Genomic DNA, 16174 nt, shown 5'->3' on the forward strand with positions numbered 1-16174 from the left:
TTGCGGTGGAAAGGCTTCCTACGTTCCGCGGCGATGTGTCAAAGCGATGGAGGAGGCTTATGTCCCCGCGACTGAGGGCGGCGCTCGGCGCCGTGGCCGGGGTGGCGCTGGCGGCGGGTTCGGCGACCGCCGCGGTGCTCGTGCCCGGAACCGCGAGCGCCGCCACGGCGGTCCAGTGTCAGGTCACGTATTCGATCAGCAGCGATTGGGGGACGGGTTTCACCGCGAACGTCACGATCGCGAACGTCGGCGCCAGCGCGTGGTCGTCCTGGACGCTGGGGTACTCCTACGGGGGGAACCAGACGTTGCAGAACGGCTGGAACGGCACGTGGTCGCAGTCCGGCCACGCCGTGACGGTCGCCAACGCCTCCTACAACGGCTCGGTGGCGGCCGGCGCGAACACCAGCATCGGCGCCAACTTCACCTACACCGGCAGCAACGCCGCGCCGACCGTGTTCAGCGTCGACGGCACCGCGTGCAACGGCGTGGGCTCGCCGTCCTCGACGCCGAGCACCACACCCAGCACGACGCCGAGTACGACCCCCAGTACGACGCCGAGCACGACCCCGAGCACGACGCCCAGCACAACCCCGAGCTCCACTCCCCCGTCGTCCGGCGCCCCGGCGCTGCACGTCTCGGGCAACCAGCTCGTGGACGGCACCGGGAAGGTCTTCGTCCCGCACGGGGTGAACCGCTCGGGCGCGGAGTTCGCGTGCGTCCAGGGCAAGAGCATCTTCGACGGTCCGGTCGACGACGCCTCGGTGGCCGCGATCGCGTCCTGGAAGGCGAACATCGTCCGGGTGCCGCTGAACGAGGACTGCTGGCTCGGGGAGTCGAACGTGCTGCCGCAGTACGGCGGCGCGACGTACCAGGCCGCGATCGAGGGCTTCGTCAGCCTGCTGCACCAGCACGGCCTGGCGGTCATCCTCGACCTGCACTGGACCGACGGCGTCTACACCGGCCAGTCCTCGGCCTGTTCGGTGGCCACCGCGACCTGCCAGAAGCCGATGCCGGACGCGGCCAAAGCCCCGGCGTTCTGGGCCTCGGTGGCCGGCGCGTTCAAGAACGACCAGTCGACGGTCTTCGACCTCTTCAACGAGCCGTACCCGGACTTCGCCGCCGGCTTCAACTCCGCGGCCGGCTGGTCGTGCTGGCAGAACGGCGGCACCTGCACCGGCATCACATACCAGGTCGCCGGGATGCAGTCGCTCGTGAACGCGGTGCGGGGCGCCGGGGCGAACAATGTCCTGATGCTCGGCGGGGTGGCCTACTCGAACGACCTGAGCCAGTGGCTGGCGCACGAGCCGACGGACCCGCTGCACAACCTCGCGGCCTCGTGGCACTCGTACAACTTCAACTCGTGCTCGTCCTCGTCGTGCTGGGACTCCCAGGTCGCGCCGGTCATCGCGCAGGTGCCGGTGATCCCCGGGGAGATCGGGGAGAACGACTGCGGGCACTCCTACATCGACACGCTGATGGCGTGGCTGGACAGCCACCACACCGGGTACTCGGCGTGGACGTGGAACACCTGGGACTGTTCTCAGGGTCCTTCGTTGATCAGCGCCTACGACGGGACGCCGACGGCTTACGGCGCCGGGTACAAGGCGCACCTGGCCACGTTCTGAGCCGCTGCTGAGCCACTGCTGAACCGGTCGATCCGCGGTCGGCTCAGCGGTCGGCTCAGCGGTCGGCTCAGCGGTCGGCTCAGCGGTCGGTGACGCGAGCGCTCAATGCCCGGTGCCGCCGACCCTCACCGGCGGCACCGGGCTGTTCCTCCGCGTCCTCGCCGGTCAGGCGGCGCGATCGCGGAACTCGTGGTAGCGCTCCCGGATCTCCGGGAGCGGCTTGCCGTCGTACGTTTCAGTGCCCTGCGTCACGCGCCGGGGCGGGTCGTCGGAGCCGGCCAGGGCCCAGGCCGCTTGCGCCGCCGCGCCGTCGGCCACGTACTCGCCCGGGGGCGGCACGGTCACCGGATAGCCGAGGATCGACGGGGCGACGGCCCGGACGGCCTCCGAGCGCGCACCGCCGCCGATGAGCAGGACCCGCCCGACCGGGACGCCGAGCTCGGTCAGCGCGTCCAGACCGTCGGCCAGGCCGCAGAGCATGCCCTCCACCGCCGCGCGCGCCAGGTGCGCGGCGGTCGCGTTGGCCAGCCGCAGGCCGTGGATCGAGCCGGCGGCGTCGGGCAGGTTCGGGGTGCGCTCGCCTTCGAGGTACGGGATCAGCGTGAGGCCGTCGGCCCCGGGCGGTGCGGACAGCGCCAACCGGGAGAGCTCGTCGAGGTCGACGCCGGCCATCGCCGAGGCGGCGTCCAGGACGCGCGCGGCGTTGAGCGTGCAGACCAGCGGGAGGTGGCGGCCGGTCGCGTCGGCGAAGCCCGCGACGGTGCCGGTGGCCTCGGCGGTCGCCAGGTCGCTGACCGCGAACACGGTTCCCGAGGTGCCGATCGACACGACGACGTCGCCGACGCGCGCGCCGAGGCCGAGCGCCGCGGCGGCGTTGTCGCCGGCGCCGGGGGCCAGCGCGATGTCGCCGTAGTGCCCGACGACCTCGCGGACCCCGGCGACGCGCGGCACGGCGACCTCCCGGCCGAGCGCCCTGGCGAGCAGGTCGGGGCGGTACTCGCCGGTGTTCGGCGACCAGTAGCCGGTGCCGGAGGCGTCGCTGCGGTCGGTGGTCAGCTCACTGATGTCGGTGCTGCCGCGCAGCCGCCAGGTGAGCCAGTCGTGCGGAAGACAGACCGCTGCGACGCGCGCCGCGTTCTCGGGCTCGTGCTCGGCGAGCCAGCGGAGCTTGGTCACGGTGAACGAGGCCACCGGGACCGAGCCGACGGCCTGGGCCCAGGCCTCGGCGCCGAGTTCGCGCACGAGTTCGTCGGCGGCATGCGCGGAGCGGGTGTCGTTCCACAGCAGCGCCGGCCGGATCACCTGGCCGTGCTCGTCGAGGCACACCATGCCATGCTGCTGGCCGCCGACCGCGAGCGCTTCGACGCCGTCCAGGCCGCCGGCCTCCTCGATGGCGGCGTGCAGCGCCTGCCACCACGCCTCGGGGTCGACCGCGGTGCCTGGCGGGTGCGGAGCGGAGCCCTGGCGCACCAGGGCTCCGCTGTCCACGTCGCGGATCACGACCTTGCACGACTGCGTCGAGGAGTCGACGCCGGCGACCAGGCTCACCGGGACCTCACCGCGCCGAGTCCTCGGTGCTCGTTCGCGGGGTGCGTCACCGGGCGCCCATCAGGTGCTCGACGGCGAGCTGGGTCAGGCGGACCGCGCCCAGACCGCGCTCGGCGGCCTCGTCGGGGTCGAACTCCTCGTAGGCGGTGCGGTCGGCGAGCAGGTCGGCGTAGGTCTCGCCGGCGGCCAGGGTCGGCGTGGCCAGCTCGTCCACGCGGGCCGCCGCGCGCGCCTCGGCGACCTCGGGGTCGGCGCGGAACGCCGCGGCGCGCTCCTTGAGCAGCAGGTAGGTGCTCATGTTCGCGGCGGCGGACTGCCAGACCCCGGTGATGTCCTCGGTGCGGGCCGGCTTGTAGTCGAAGTGCCGGGGGCCCTCGTAGCCGCCGGTCTCCAGCAGGTCCACCAGGAAGAAGGCGTTGAGCAGGTCGCCGTGGCCGAAGACCAGGTCCTGGTCGAACTTGATGCCGCGCTGGCCGTTGAGGTCGATGTGGAAGAGCTTGCCCTGCCACAGCGCCTGCGCGATGCCGTGCGCGAAGTTCAGGCCGGCCATCTGCTCGTGGCCGACCTCGGGGTTCAGGCCGACCATCTCGTGGTGTTCCAGGGTGCTGATGAAGCCCAGCGCGTGGCCGATCGTGGGCAGCAGGATGTCGCCGCGCGGCTCGTTCGGCTTGGGCTCCAGGGCGAAGCGGATGCCGTAGCCGCGGTCGATGACGTACTCGGCCAGCAGGTCCAGGCCCTCGCGGTAGCGGTCCAGCGCGGCGCGCACGTCCTTGGCCGCGTCCGACTCCGAGCCCTCGCGGCCGCCCCAGAAGACGTAGGTGTGGGCGCCGAGCTCGGCCGCCAGGTCCAGGTTGCGCATGACCTTGCGCAGCGCGTAGCGCCGGACGTCGCGGTCGTTGCTGGTGAACGCGCCGTCCTTGAACACCGGGTGCTTGAACAGGTTGGTGGTGGCCATCGGCACCTTCAGGCCGGTGGCGTCCAGGGCCTCGCGGAAGCGGGCGATGTGCTTGGCGCGCTCGTCGTCGACGGACCCGAAGGGGATCAGGTCGTCGTCGTGGAAGGTGACGCCGTACGCGCCGAGCTCGGCCAGCCGGTGCACGGTCTCGACCGGGTCCAGCGCGGGCCGGGTCGGGTCGCCGAACGGGTCCTGGGCCTGCCAGCCGACGGTCCACAGGCCGAAGGTGAATTTGTCCGCGGGTGACGGTGCGACGGTCATGGCCGGCTCCTGGCACGATCGAGGGGAATTGTTTAATGGATGAACTTATGGTCCGGCTGTGGCATTGTCAAGACATGCCCGCGCCCACCAGCCCCGCCGACGCCGCTGATTCCGCCGACTCAGCCGCTGACTCAGCCGCTGCCTCCGCTGCCTCCGACGACCGGGATGGCCGCGCCGGCCACGCCGGCCGGACGGCCGCCGAACCGGTTCGCCCGGCCGGCCCCGCCGACCGCGCGATCCCCAACCCGGCGCGCCAGGCCAGCATCCGCAACGCCAACCTGGCGCTGGTCTACCGCCTGATCCTGGACGCTCCGGCCCCACTGTCCCGCGCCGCGCTGGCGGCGGCCACCGGGGTGACCCGGGCGACCGCGTCGGCGCTGGCCGACGCGCTGTTGGAGGCCGGGCTGATCGTGGAAGTTTCACCGCCGCCGGCCACCGGCGCGGGCCGGCCGGCCGCCGGGCTGGTGCCGTCGGCGGACGGACCGGCGGGGCTGGGGCTGGAGATCAACGTCGACTACCTGGCGGCCTGCGTGGTGGACCTGACCGGCGCGGTGCACGCGACCGTCATCCGGCACGGCGACCAGCGCGGGCGCGCGGTGGCCGAGGTGCTGGCCGATCTGGCGGGGGCGGCCGGCGAGGCGGCGGCGCAGGCCCGGCTGACCGTCGCCGGCGCGGCGCTGGCGGTGCCGGGTCTGGTCGAGGCGCCGCACGGCCGGATCCGGCGGGCGCCGAACCTGGTGTGGCAGGACGTGGAGATCGGGGCGGCGTTGGGGCGGGCGCTGCCGGACCTGCCGTTCGAGCCGGTGATCGGGAACGAGGCCGACTTCGCGGCGTTGGCCGAGGCTCATGGGGCACCTGACGTGGGGGGCTTGCCCCTGACGGATTTTCTCTACGTCTCCGGCGAGATCGGCGTCGGCGCCGGCGTGATCCTGGACCGCGAGCTCTTCCGGGGCGCGCGCGGCTGGGCCGGCGAGATCGGGCACGTCACGGTCGTGCCCGACGGCGTTCGGTGCCGGTGCGGTGCCCGGGGATGTCTGGAGACCGTCGCCGGCCTGGAGGCACTGCGCCGGGACGGACCCGAGGTCGCCGCGTCCGCACTCGGCCGCGCGGCGGCGGCCGCCGTCAACCTGCTCGACCTGCCCGCGGTGGTGCTCGGCGGGGCGTACGCCCGGCCGGAGTTCGCCGCTTTAGTGCCCGGCGTGGAGAAGGCGCTGGCCGAGCACGTGGTCTCCGCGGCCTGGGCCCCGGTCGCGGTGCGCGTGTCCCGGCGCGGCACGGCGGCGGCGGTGACCGGCGCGGCGACGGCCGTCATCCGGCGCGTGCACGGCGATCCGGCCGCGTGGATGGCAGCCTGCTGATCCGGCGCCGGCGCCTGCTTCTGCCTCACCCCTGGCCGACGAGCCGGGCCAGCGCGCGGTCCAGGTCCAGGTGCCGGGGCTCGGAGCCGGCCGGGACGATCGCGTAGGCGTGGCACAGGAACATCCGCACCGCGACCTGCGGCGTGATGACCAGGGCGGTCGAGGCGCCGCTGCGCAGCTCGATCATCAGGTCGCTGGGTCCGAACGGCCAGACGTGCACGTCGCCCTCGCCGGTCGGGGTGTGCAGGCCGTCGGTCAGCAGATCGCGGGCGAAGACCCATTCGATGCCGTCGACGACCCGGCCGTCCCCGCCGTCCCCGTCCCGGTCGGGGTCGACGTCCAGGAACGCCAGCCGGACCGCGAACGGATCGTCGGAACGGAAGCGGAGCACCGCGGGCACTCCGGCCATCCGCGTGTCGGAGGTCACCACGTGGGTCTTGAGCGGCTGTTCGTGGGTGGCGAGCATCGCTGTCACTCCTTGCTGTCGGCCGGCCTGACAGGCGTCACCGTCAGGCCGCTGTACTGGCGTTATCACAACAAGGACTTGTGAAGGGAGCCTGACCTTACGCCGTTTTCGCCCGGAATCTCTGTGATCTACGCCACACCGGGAGCAAAACGGATCTTCGGTACCATCGGTACGCACAGCGACGACTTGGGGTGCGATCGTGACCGAAGCGGCCGTAGACGACCAAAAGCCCGGCGACGACGCGGAGCCGGAACCGGGTGCGCCCGGCGCACCGGACGTGCCGGGCGCCGACCTCGCCGCGTACACCCGCGTCTACGAGGAACACAACGCCCGCCTGACGGCCTACGCCCGCACCCTGACCGGCAACCCCTCCACCGCCGAGGACCTGGTCGCCGAGGCCCACTTCCGCGTCTGGCGCCGCATCGCGGCCGGCCACGCGGTGGAGAACGTCCCGGCGTACCTGGCGACGACGATCCGCAACCTCGCGAACACCCTCCACCGCGCCACGACCGAGATCCCGCTGCCGACGGAATCCGCCGAGGCGGCCGCGGCATTCGGCAGCTCGCACGCGAGCGCTGCTACTACGGAGGACCTGTCGCAGCGGATCGCCCACGTAGACTTCATCACGCGGCTCCTGAAGGACCTGCCGGAGCGCTGGGTCCAGGCGCTGTGGCTGTCGGAGGTCGAGGACCTCCCGCTGGAGACGGTGGGACGGCACATCGGCGCGAACAGCAACGCGACAGCAGTGCTGCTGAACCGCGCGCGGGAAGGGCTGCGCCAGGCATTCCTGCGCGGCTACCCGGGAGCGCCGGCGGCGGAGGCGTGCGCGAAGCACTGGCAGAAGATGCCGTCGCTGGTACGTGGCGGCCTGTCGGCGCGGCAGACGGACTCACTGCGCGCGCACGCGGAGCAGTGCGACGACTGCCGGGCGCGGATGGCCGCGCTGCAGCAGGTGAACCTGCGGCTGCCGGTGCTGCTCGGACCGGCGCTGCTGCTGCTCGGGCTGGGCGGCGGGGCGCGGTGGCTGGTTGCGGTGGGGGCGGGCGCTGGCGTTGGGGCTGGCGCGGTTGGCGGGGCGGCTGGCGCAAATGCAGGCGGAGCTGCGGCTGGGACGAACGGCGCGATGGCTGGCAGCACTGCTACCGGCGCAAAAGCTGCCGGCGCTGCTGGCGCGAAGGCTGCTGGCGGGGCTGGCGGCGCGGTCGGCGCGAAGGGCGCGGTGGCTGGCGGAAAAGCTGCCGGCGCTGCTGACGCGAAGGCTGCTGGTGTGGTCGGCGGGGCGAAGGCTGGCGGGGCTGGTGGCGCGGTCGGCGCGAAAGGCACGGTGGCTGGCGGCGCTGCTGCTGGCGGAAAAGCAGCTGGTGCAGTTGGCGGGGCGAAAGCCGGCGGGGCTGCTGGCGCGGTCGGCGCAACGCGCCACCTTCGCCACGTCGGCGGCAAGCTGCGGCATGGGGTTTCGAGCGGCGCCGGCAAGGCGGCCGTGGTGTCGGCGGGCGTGATGGGTTCGGCGGCGATTGCTGTCGCGGCGGTGGCCTTGACCGGCGGTGCCGCACATTCGAGCGCCACCCCGCAACCTCCCGTCGACACGCAGCCCGCCAAGTCCACGGCACCCGTGGCCAAGACCACGCCCTCGACTCCAGCACCTGCCCCGTCGACCGCGCCTCCGCAACAGCCCGTGGCACCGGTCCAATACACGCCTCGCCACGCTGCTCCCAAGACCGTCGTCCCGGCGCCGGCTCAGACACCAGCTCCGGTGCAAGCTCCCGCCGCTCAGGCCCCTGCGACACCGCAGCCCACGCCGGTCGCAACACAGTCCTCTGCGACACCGCCGCCGAGCACACCTCCGGTCGCGCCGCCTTCCAGCACGCCCACCACGCCCGCGCCGTCGACACCGCCCCCGACGCCCACACCGACGCCGCCGCCCTCAAGCACGCCCACCACGCCCACTACCCCGCCGCCTTCGACCTCGCCGAGCAAGCCGGACCACGACATCGACGTGACCGTCACTGTGAGCCCCCAGCTCCAGGTCACAGTCACCGTGCACCTCGACCACGACCCGCACCGCTCCCCCGCTGCCGGCGGCACGGCGGCCGCGCCGCACGATCCGTCCTCGAAATCACCCGGATGACCGCGACCGACAGGACACGCCGCCGCCTCCGATGAGTTGCTGGGGTGGGGGTCCGGTCGACCGAAGGAGGTCCGAGGCGATGTCCAAGTCCGGCAAGAAGAACGAAGGGAGCGGTGACCACGTCGCGAAGTCCGACGTGCGCCACCGCTACAAGGTGACGGAGTTCGCCGACTTCACCCGGCGCGAGATGAAGCCCGACGGCTCGGAGAAGCTCATGCCCCGAGTCGCGGTCCTGACCCCGATGAACGGGGGTAAACAGGTCCGAGCCTACGTCCCGGGCAACCTCGACGAACCGCTGGAAGTCGGCTCCGTCGTGATGTGCCGCGCCCACGACAAGCCCAACAAGGGCGACGGCCCGCCGGTGAAGTTCCGCATCACCAACGTCGTCGGCGCCGGGGCCGGCGGCGAAGGCGGCTCGGACACGCTCAGCGCCGCGCAGAACGCGCAGCTCGCAGGCCGTGCGCCGGCCGGGGCCGCGCCGATGGAGCAGCGCGAAGCCGCACGCCAGTAACGAAAAGTACGGCGAAGGCCGGTTCTGACAACCAGGCCTGACGGCTGATTCCGCAAGCCGATCCGGGGCGTTCCCAGCAGGGGGCGCCCCGGATTCACGCCTCGGATTCATGCCTCTGATATTCAGAGGGCTTCCACGTCGGCGGCCTCGTGCTGACCCAGCAACCGAAGCACCAGGAACCCCCCGATGCCGGGCAGCAGCGCTGCCAGCTTGGCGGCAAGCACAGCGCGATCGTTACGCCACGTCGCAACAACGATGACGAGGTATGCGCAGCCGTGCGTAGGACCGATCAGCGACGTCACCGGCTTCGCGTGGAACGTCGCGAGGTTCCCCAGCAGCACGATCAGCGTGACGAGCTCGACGAACGCGGCGATACGGAAGAAGCGAGCAGGCACCGTCACGCTCCCGTCGTCGAACCGGGACGCACGATCATCAGAACCGTGACAGTCGCCCACAGCAGGTTGAAGACGCCGGTCGCGGCGCCGAGCCGGGCGGCGACCTTGGCAACGCCGACGCCAACGCCACCACCGTCAGCACCGTCCAAACCTTCAAGAGCCGCCTGCTGCGCCGGCAGAATCCACAGCGCAAGAACACCGGCCGCCACAGCCGTCAGGCCGATGGCCGTGATCAGCCACGCGCTCCCCAGAACCCCCATGTTGCTCGCCGTGGCGAACCCGAAGACGGGAACAGCGATACCGACCCCCGCGTACACACGGCAAACCCGATACAGCAGCCGAGGCCAAGCCGCAGCCTCGGCATCCTCATGAGCCCGTCGCAGAGCCTTGGGAAACATACTCGCGGCGACGGCCACCGGCCCCACCGCGATGATCGCCGCCAGAACATGCAGCGACAGCAAGAATTTGGTCACCTCGCGACGCTATCCAGCCGCCGACCCGATCCCCAGTGGCAATAGTGCCAGGTTTCAACGGAAAAACGCCATCGCGATGAAAAGGGTGCTGAGCAGCAACAACTCCCCATAACCAAGCGAGAAACCGCCACCGAACCCGCCCCGCCAAGGTATGTTCTCGCCATGCACACCGTCGCCATCATCGCCCTGGACGGCGTGATCCCCTTCGACCTCGCCACCCCGATCGAAGTCTTCAACCGGGCCCGCCTCCCCGACGGCCGCCCCGGCTACCAGGTCCGCGTCTGCGCCGAGCGTCCCGAGCTCGACGCCGGAAGCTTCGCCCTGCGCGCGCCCTACGGCCTGGAAGCCCTCCGCGACGCGGACACGATCATCGTCCCCGGTGTCGAGAAGCCGCTCACGCCGCTCCCCGCCGCCGTCCGCGACGCCCTGCGCTCCGCCGCGGCGAACGGCACGCGCATCGCCTCGATCTGCGTCGGCACCTTCGCCCTGGCCGCGACCGGCCTGCTCGACGGCCTGCGCGCCACCACGCACTGGATCGCCGCCGAGCAGCTCGCCGCCGCCCATCCCGCGATCGAGGTCGACGCGCGCGTCCTGTACGTCGACAACGGCCAGTTCCTCACCTCCGCCGGCGCCGCCGCGGGCCTGGACCTGTGCCTGCACATGATCCGCAAGGACTACGGCTCCGCCGTCGCCGCCCACTGCGCGCGCCTGTCGGTGATGCCGCTGGAGCGCGAGGGCGGCCAGGCGCAGTTCATCGTCCAGGACCACACCCCGGCCCCGCAGGGCGGAACCCTGGAGCCGCTGCTCACCTGGCTCGACGCCAACCTCGGCCGCGACCTCGCCCTCCCCGACATCGCCGCCGAGGCCGGCCTGAGCACCCGCACCCTCATCCGCCGCTTCCGCGACCAGACCGGCACCACCCCGCTCCAGTGGCTGCACCGAGCCCGCATCCGCCGCGCGCAGCACCTGCTGGAGACCACGCAGCACTCGGTGGAGCGGATCGCGGCGCAGGTGGGGTTCGGGTCGGCGACGGCTTTCCGGGACCGGTTCAAGCGGACGACGGGGATCAGCCCGAACGCTTACCGGCGGACGTTCAGTTGAGGGGGGCTACAGCACCTCGGCCGCAGCCCACTCGCGGTGAAATATCCGCAGCGCCGACTCGAAGTACTCGTCGTACAGCACGATGCCTCCGCGCTCCTCCTCGTGGCGGATGGAAACGTAGGCGAACACCCCGTCGACGATCCCGTCGTCGTTGAAACGCTCCCACAACACGGGCTCGCGGCGTTCGAGCAAGCTGATATCCAGATCATGGATGACGATGCAGACGGGCAGCTCTGTGCCGACGACGCGGAACTCGACACGTTCGCCGACCATGTCCGACGGAAGGTCCGCCCCGGTGAGCAGGTCACGATAGCCGCGGACGTAGGGTTCGAACCTGGCGCGAGTCCCGTGGAAGAGGTATTGGTAGGTGCGGCCGGCCAGGATGTTGCTGACGAAGACATCGAAGAAAGTGCCGCGACGGACTTCTCCCTCGGGGCCGAAGGCGAGGTCGGCGGGCGGCCTGCTGGTAGTCACCCGGGTGCGGTTCGCACACGCCTCGATCGGGAGCGCGTCCGCGTCGCTGAAGAACTCCGGCGGACTGGCGGTCCGGGGGTCGTCCAACAACTCACGCGCGACCCGCTCGACCTGCTCGGAAAGCCGACGGTTGACTCGCACAATAAGGTCGCGCTGGCGCCCCTGGTAGGCATTGGACTCAGCCAGGGCCCGCATGACGTCGGCCCGCAGGTTGCCCGGGTCGGCTGTCGACGGCAGGTGCACTCGTTCGCCGAACACCAGGTAGTCCAGGGTGACGTTGAAGAACGCAGCGATACTGACGAGGGCATGGAAGCTAGGGCGAATACGACCAGTCACGTAGTGCGAGACCGTCGTACCGCTCACTCCAAGCGCCTTGGCGAGTTTTTTCTGAGTGACAGTCGTCTTCTCGCGGTCCAGCAACGTCCGCAGAATCTCCTCAAACTTTACCTCACGCTCAGTCACAACCATTTCCGCTGCCTCCCGGCGCCGCTAGAGCCCTGACACTCGGATTGTCGATGATCCTGAATAGTGTGGATCTTATTGCTGAGACGAGCACTGGTTACCCGCTTTCTGATACCGGGCAAAACCACTACAGCCGACAGTAAACCTCTGTCGGGCACAAGGCGGAAGAACGTCGCTTGAGACTCTTCGACCATCCTGGGAAGAGCAGAGTCTTGATTTCAAATACACCTGGGAGCAGACACGTCGCCGTCACGGCGGGAGAAGGGACATTCATGCGAAACCACAACGCGCGGGAGATCCCATCGGCACCGGGCACTCAGCACGATCCGGTAGTGCGGGGCGCCAACGCGATCGACCGCTACTCACTGGCGCTCCAGCTGATCCAGGTGTATCCGATCGTCCTGGCCGGGGTCGCGACCGTGTTGCCGCTCGAATGGCTCCGGATCCTGATCGCCGCGTTCGGCCTGATGGTCTGGACGGCCTTGGCAACCATCCGCGAACGGAGCACCGAGTCCGCCAAACGGAACGACGCCGTACCCCTTCGGGCACCGGCGAAACAGGCGCCCACCGCGACGACGGCCGTGGAGACGGTTCAGGGAATTTGCGTCGACATCCGGCTGCATCCATACAGCGGTTGCGGGCACAAACCTGTGGGACGCAGGTCCGGGCACCGCATGAGCCCGTCCCGCGTACACTGTGCTCTTCCCCGCGAAACGCCATCCACATCATCAGAGTTCTGCCAACGATCCGGAGCCTGAGGACCGGCTCCGAACCCCACCCGCCTCAGCCTCGCGCGCAGGTGCGGGGCTGAGGCGTGCTCTGTGCACTGTCACAGGGAGAACGAATGGGCAACCAGGCCCTCATCGATCTGGTGAGCTCGTTCATGAAGATGGACCGGGCCAAAGTGGAGGCCATCGACCAGCAAGTCGGCGGACTGTTCGTCTCGCACTTCCTCCAACAGCGGATGAGAGAGAGCCTTGACGGTCGCGATTCGTTGACACGCGAAGCGCTCTCGCAGTTCGTGTTCGCGGGGCTCTACGCGAACGTCGACCCCACCAACGAGCGCTCGCACATCGTCAGCGGCTTCCCCGCCATCAATCACAGCTATCCGAACTCGGTCACCCTGTCGGTGACCAGAACGTGTCACGTCAAGTGCACCTACTGCTTCCGCGGCGACCTCATCACCCCGACGCAGACCTACGACGCCGAGGCGACCGCCGCCGGCATCGACTGGATCTCCGCACACGAGAACATCGCGACCGTCGTCGTGACCGGCGGAGACCCCTTCACCCTCCCGCCCCGCGAACTCGCCGGTGTCGTGCGGTCCCTGGCCGCGATCCCCACGGTCAACGAGATCCGCCTGGACACCAGAGTGCTGACGGTCAAGCCGTCGTCAGTGACGAACAGCCCAGAAGTCCTCGACGCCATGAGCGCGGCCGACGGCAAAGTCTGGCTCTACAGTCAGATCAACTCCGCCGCCGAGTTCCACCCCGTCGTGGACCAGGCCGTCGCCGCGGTCCGTCGGACCGGCGTCCCGATCGTCAACCAGGCCGTGATCCTCAAGAACGTCAACCACACCCCCGCCCTCATGCGGGACATGGTCTACGCCTGCGTCAAGCGGGGCATCCGTACCGACTACCTGTACCTCCTGGACGGCGGAAGCGAGATCGACTCCCCCTTCAACGTCACCGATGACGAGATCCGCGCCGTGTTCCGGGAGTTGTGGAGTCCCGCGACCTCGGGGCTGGCCAAGCCGCGTGCCGTCTACGTCGATCCGCTGACCAACACCAAGGCGCAGCTGCTGGTCGCGCCCTGGGACGGTAACGAGAAATTCCTCGACGACTTCCTCCAGGCCCGCCGCGACAAGTTTGCGCGCGCAGCCGCCTCGACGAGGCCGTGACGAGGCCCTGACGAGGCCGTGAACAAAGCCCGTGCCGAAGCCCTGACGAGGCCGCAACGAACCCCATGACCAGCCCCTGACCTCGCCCGACCTCCCCAAAACCGCACCCGACGCCGGCCGCACTCGCGGCCGGCGTCGCCGCGTTCCAGGAGCGCCGCCCGCCGCTCCGCCCGCCCCGCAACCACCCACCCGCCTCCCGCGCCGCGCGTACAACCCTTATGGCCCTCTCCAACTGGCGCCCCACGCCTAGTGGATCTCTAGTGGGGAAGCAGTAGGCCGCCGAGCCCGGGGGCCGCGAGAGGAATGAGCGCACCATGCAGCACCTGCGTCCGGCCCGCGCCGCCGGGATATTCTTCGCCGCGGCCGTGCTGGCCGCGACCGCCGCCGGCTGCGGCAGCGCCAAGAGCAGCAAGTCCAGTTCGTCCAGCGGCAGCGGGGGTGCGACCGGCTCGAACTCGAGCACGCGGATCGGCATCCTGCTGCCGGAGTCGAAGACGACCCGGTACGAGGCGTTCGACAAGCCGCTGCTGGAGGCCGAGCTGAACGCCAAGATGCCCGGCGTGCAGATCGACTACTACAACGCCGGCCAGGACGCCACGGTCCAGCAGACCCAGGTCGACACCGCCCTGACCAAGGGTGACAAGGTCCTCATCCTGGACGCCGTGGACTCCAAGTCCATCCAGGCCTCCGTGCAGAAGGCGCATGACGCCGGGGTGAAGGTCGTCGCCTACGACCGGCTCGCGCAGGGCCCGGTCGACGCCTACGTCTCCTTCGACAACATGAAGGTCGGCGAGCTGCAGGGCACCGCCCTGCTGACCGCGCTGGGGTCGGACGCCGCGAGCAAGCAGATCGTCATGATCAACGGCTCCCCCACCGACCCGAACGCCGCGCAGTTCAAGGCCGGCGCGCAGTCGGTGCTGAACGGCAAGGTGAAGATCGGCAAGGAGTACGACACGCCGAACTGGGACCCGAACACCGCCAACCAGGAGATGTCCGGCGCGATCACGGCGCTCGGGGCCGCCAGCATCAACGGCGTCTACTCCGCCAACGACGGGATGGCCGCCGGTATCGCCACCGCGCTGAGCGCGAGCGGCCTGCACGTGCCGCTGACCGGCCAGGACGCCCAGCTCGACGCCATCCAGCGGATCGAGGCCGGCACCCAGACCATGACCATCTACAAGCCGTACAAGCCGGAAGCCACCACCGCGGCCGACGTGGCCGTGGAGTTCGCGCAGGGCAAGACCCCCGGCACGGACCTGCTGCCGGACAAGCAGACGTCGGGCTCCGGACAGTCGGTGCCCTCGAAGCTGATCACGCCGACCGTGGTCGACAAGAGCAACGTCTGCACCACCGTCGTCAAGGACGGCCTGTACACCGCCGCGCAGATCGGCATCACCTGCTGATCCTGCTGATCCCCCTGATCCCTTCCGGGTCCGCCGGAGGGAGGGCGCACTCGCCGGGTGCGCCCTCCCCGAGGCCCGCCTGAGAACACAGAGCAGCAGAAGAAGCCGAAGCCCCGAGTCCTCGCGGAGGTACCCCCATGCCCGACACGACCTCGCAACCCGTGCTGGAACTGCGCGGTGTCTCCAAACGGTTCGGCGCCGTGCAGGCCCTCACCGGCGTCGATCTGGCGGTGCACGCCGGTGAGGTCGTCGCGTTGGTCGGCGACAACGGCGCCGGCAAGTCCACCCTGGTGAAGGCCATCGCCGGGGTGAACCAGCCGGACGACGGCGAGATCGTCTGGGAGGGCAGCCCGGTCGGCATCAAGGGCCCGCACGACGCCCAGAAGCTCGGCATCGCGACCGTCTACCAGGACCTCGCGCTGGCCGACAACCTGGACGTGGTCGGCAACCTGTTCCTGGGCAGCGAGATCCGCAGGGCCGGGATCCTGGACGAGATCGCCATGGAGGGCCGCTCCCGGGAACTGCTCCAGACGCTGTCGATCCGCATCCCCAGCGTCCGCATCCCGGTCGCCTCGCTGTCCGGTGGCCAGCGGCAGACCGTGGCCATCGCGCGCTCGCTGATCGGCGACCCCAAGGTGGTGCTGCTCGACGAACCCACCGCCGCCCTCGGCGTCGAGCAGACGGCGCAGGTGCTGGACCTGGTCGAGCGGCTGCGCGACCGGAACCTCGGGGTGATCCTGATCAGCCACAACATGGTCGACGTGATGGCCGTCGCCGACACCGTGGCGGTGCTGCGGCTGGGCCGCAACAACGGGTTCTTCGACGGCCACCACACCAACGAGCAGGAGATCATCTCGGCGATCACCGGCGCCACCGACAACGCCGTCACCCGGCGGGCGGCCCGGCACCCGGAGGGACAGGAATGAGCCAGGACCCGAACAGCGGCGGCATGCGCGGGGACCGCGAGGACGAGGGCGGTCGGATCCAGCCGCCGATCCCCACCGGCGCCGGCGACTACAGCGGCGAGGACCGGCCGGCGCCGGCCGGCGGCGGCTCGGTCAGTGACAAGGTCGAGGAGCTGCTGGCCGCCGGCGCCACCCCGGCCGAGGCCACG

Annotated in this window: 15 protein-coding genes; 9 read left to right on the plus strand and 6 right to left on the minus strand. The window is 70.5% G+C overall.

The annotated features are described in order from the left end of the window. Positions 1 to 59 precede the first annotated feature (59 nt). Positions 60 to 1625, plus strand: coding sequence for a cellulase family glycosylhydrolase (locus ABH920_RS15445; RefSeq protein ID WP_370349657.1), 1566 nt, complete (start codon positions 60 to 62; stop codon positions 1623 to 1625). Positions 1626 to 1790: 165 nt separating this feature from the next. Here the strand turns inward: ABH920_RS15445 and xylB are convergent, their stop codons facing one another. Both xylB and xylA read right to left on the minus strand, forming a co-directional pair. Further along, positions 1791 to 3173, minus strand: coding sequence for a xylulokinase (gene xylB / locus ABH920_RS15450; RefSeq protein ID WP_370349658.1), 1383 nt, complete (start codon positions 3171 to 3173; stop codon positions 1791 to 1793). A 46-nt stretch (positions 3174 to 3219) separates the two neighbouring features. Beyond that, on the minus strand, positions 3220 to 4389 hold the full coding sequence (gene xylA, locus ABH920_RS15455; protein ID WP_370349659.1) for a xylose isomerase: 1170 nt from the start codon (positions 4387 to 4389) through the stop codon (positions 3220 to 3222). 74 nt (positions 4390 to 4463) lie between these two features. On the opposite strand from xylA, the gene ABH920_RS15460 reads away from it, so the two are divergent. After that, a complete protein-coding gene (locus ABH920_RS15460) occupies positions 4464 to 5747 on the plus strand; it encodes an ROK family protein (protein WP_370349660.1) in 1284 nt (427 codons plus the stop codon). A gap of 25 nt (positions 5748 to 5772) precedes the next feature. Here ABH920_RS15460 and ABH920_RS15465 read toward each other — a convergent pair whose 3' ends face one another. Beyond that, positions 5773 to 6213, minus strand: a complete 441-nt coding sequence (locus tag ABH920_RS15465; RefSeq protein ID WP_370349661.1) for an SsgA family sporulation/cell division regulator — start codon at positions 6211 to 6213, stop codon at positions 5773 to 5775. 199 nt (positions 6214 to 6412) lie between these two features. Here ABH920_RS15465 and ABH920_RS15470 point away from each other — a divergent pair, with 199 nt between their 5' ends. Further along, on the plus strand, positions 6413 to 8341 hold the full coding sequence (locus tag ABH920_RS15470) for a sigma factor (RefSeq protein WP_370349662.1): 1929 nt from the start codon (positions 6413 to 6415) through the stop codon (positions 8339 to 8341). 79 nt (positions 8342 to 8420) lie between these two features. Beyond that, complete coding sequence (locus ABH920_RS15475) at positions 8421 to 8852, plus strand: hypothetical protein (protein ID WP_370349663.1); 432 nt, start codon at positions 8421 to 8423, stop codon at positions 8850 to 8852. 122 nt (positions 8853 to 8974) lie between these two features. On the opposite strand, the gene ABH920_RS15480 is transcribed toward ABH920_RS15475, so the two are convergent. Next, positions 8975 to 9253: a DUF3817 domain-containing protein gene (locus tag ABH920_RS15480; RefSeq protein ID WP_370349664.1), complete on the minus strand. Its 279-nt coding sequence runs from the start codon at positions 9251 to 9253 to the stop codon at positions 8975 to 8977. Continuing rightward, on the minus strand, positions 9250 to 9720 hold the full coding sequence (locus ABH920_RS15485) for a hypothetical protein (RefSeq protein WP_370349665.1): 471 nt from the start codon (positions 9718 to 9720) through the stop codon (positions 9250 to 9252). Before ABH920_RS15485 ends, ABH920_RS15480 begins: the two co-directional genes overlap by 4 nt. A 162-nt stretch (positions 9721 to 9882) precedes the next feature. Between ABH920_RS15485 and ABH920_RS15490 the strand changes: the two genes are divergently transcribed. Then, positions 9883 to 10821: a GlxA family transcriptional regulator gene (locus ABH920_RS15490; protein WP_370349666.1), complete on the plus strand. Its 939-nt coding sequence runs from the start codon at positions 9883 to 9885 to the stop codon at positions 10819 to 10821. Between the two features lie 6 nt (positions 10822 to 10827). Here the strand turns inward: ABH920_RS15490 and ABH920_RS15495 are convergent, their stop codons facing one another. After that, complete coding sequence (locus ABH920_RS15495; protein ID WP_370349667.1) at positions 10828 to 11757, minus strand: helix-turn-helix domain-containing protein; 930 nt, start codon at positions 11755 to 11757, stop codon at positions 10828 to 10830. A 272-nt stretch (positions 11758 to 12029) separates the two neighbouring features. Here ABH920_RS15495 and ABH920_RS15500 point away from each other — a divergent pair, with 272 nt between their 5' ends. From ABH920_RS15500 to ABH920_RS15515, 4 genes are all read left to right on the plus strand, one after another. After that, positions 12030 to 12515 carry a hypothetical protein gene (locus ABH920_RS15500; protein ID WP_370349668.1) on the plus strand — a complete coding sequence of 162 codons (486 nt, stop codon included), beginning with the start codon at positions 12030 to 12032 and terminating at the stop codon, positions 12513 to 12515. Between the two features lie 86 nt (positions 12516 to 12601). Next, complete coding sequence (locus ABH920_RS15505; protein ID WP_370349669.1) at positions 12602 to 13657, plus strand: radical SAM protein; 1056 nt, start codon at positions 12602 to 12604, stop codon at positions 13655 to 13657. 314 nt (positions 13658 to 13971) lie between these two features. Then, complete coding sequence (locus ABH920_RS15510) at positions 13972 to 15060, plus strand: sugar ABC transporter substrate-binding protein (protein ID WP_370349670.1); 1089 nt, start codon at positions 13972 to 13974, stop codon at positions 15058 to 15060. A gap of 137 nt (positions 15061 to 15197) precedes the next feature. After that, positions 15198 to 15986, plus strand: coding sequence for an ATP-binding cassette domain-containing protein (locus tag ABH920_RS15515; protein ID WP_194921338.1), 789 nt, complete (start codon positions 15198 to 15200; stop codon positions 15984 to 15986). Positions 15987 to 16174 lie beyond the last annotated feature (188 nt).

Source organism: Catenulispora sp. EB89 (assembly GCF_041261445.1).
Taxonomy (GTDB): Bacteria; Actinomycetota; Actinomycetes; order Streptomycetales; family Catenulisporaceae; genus Catenulispora.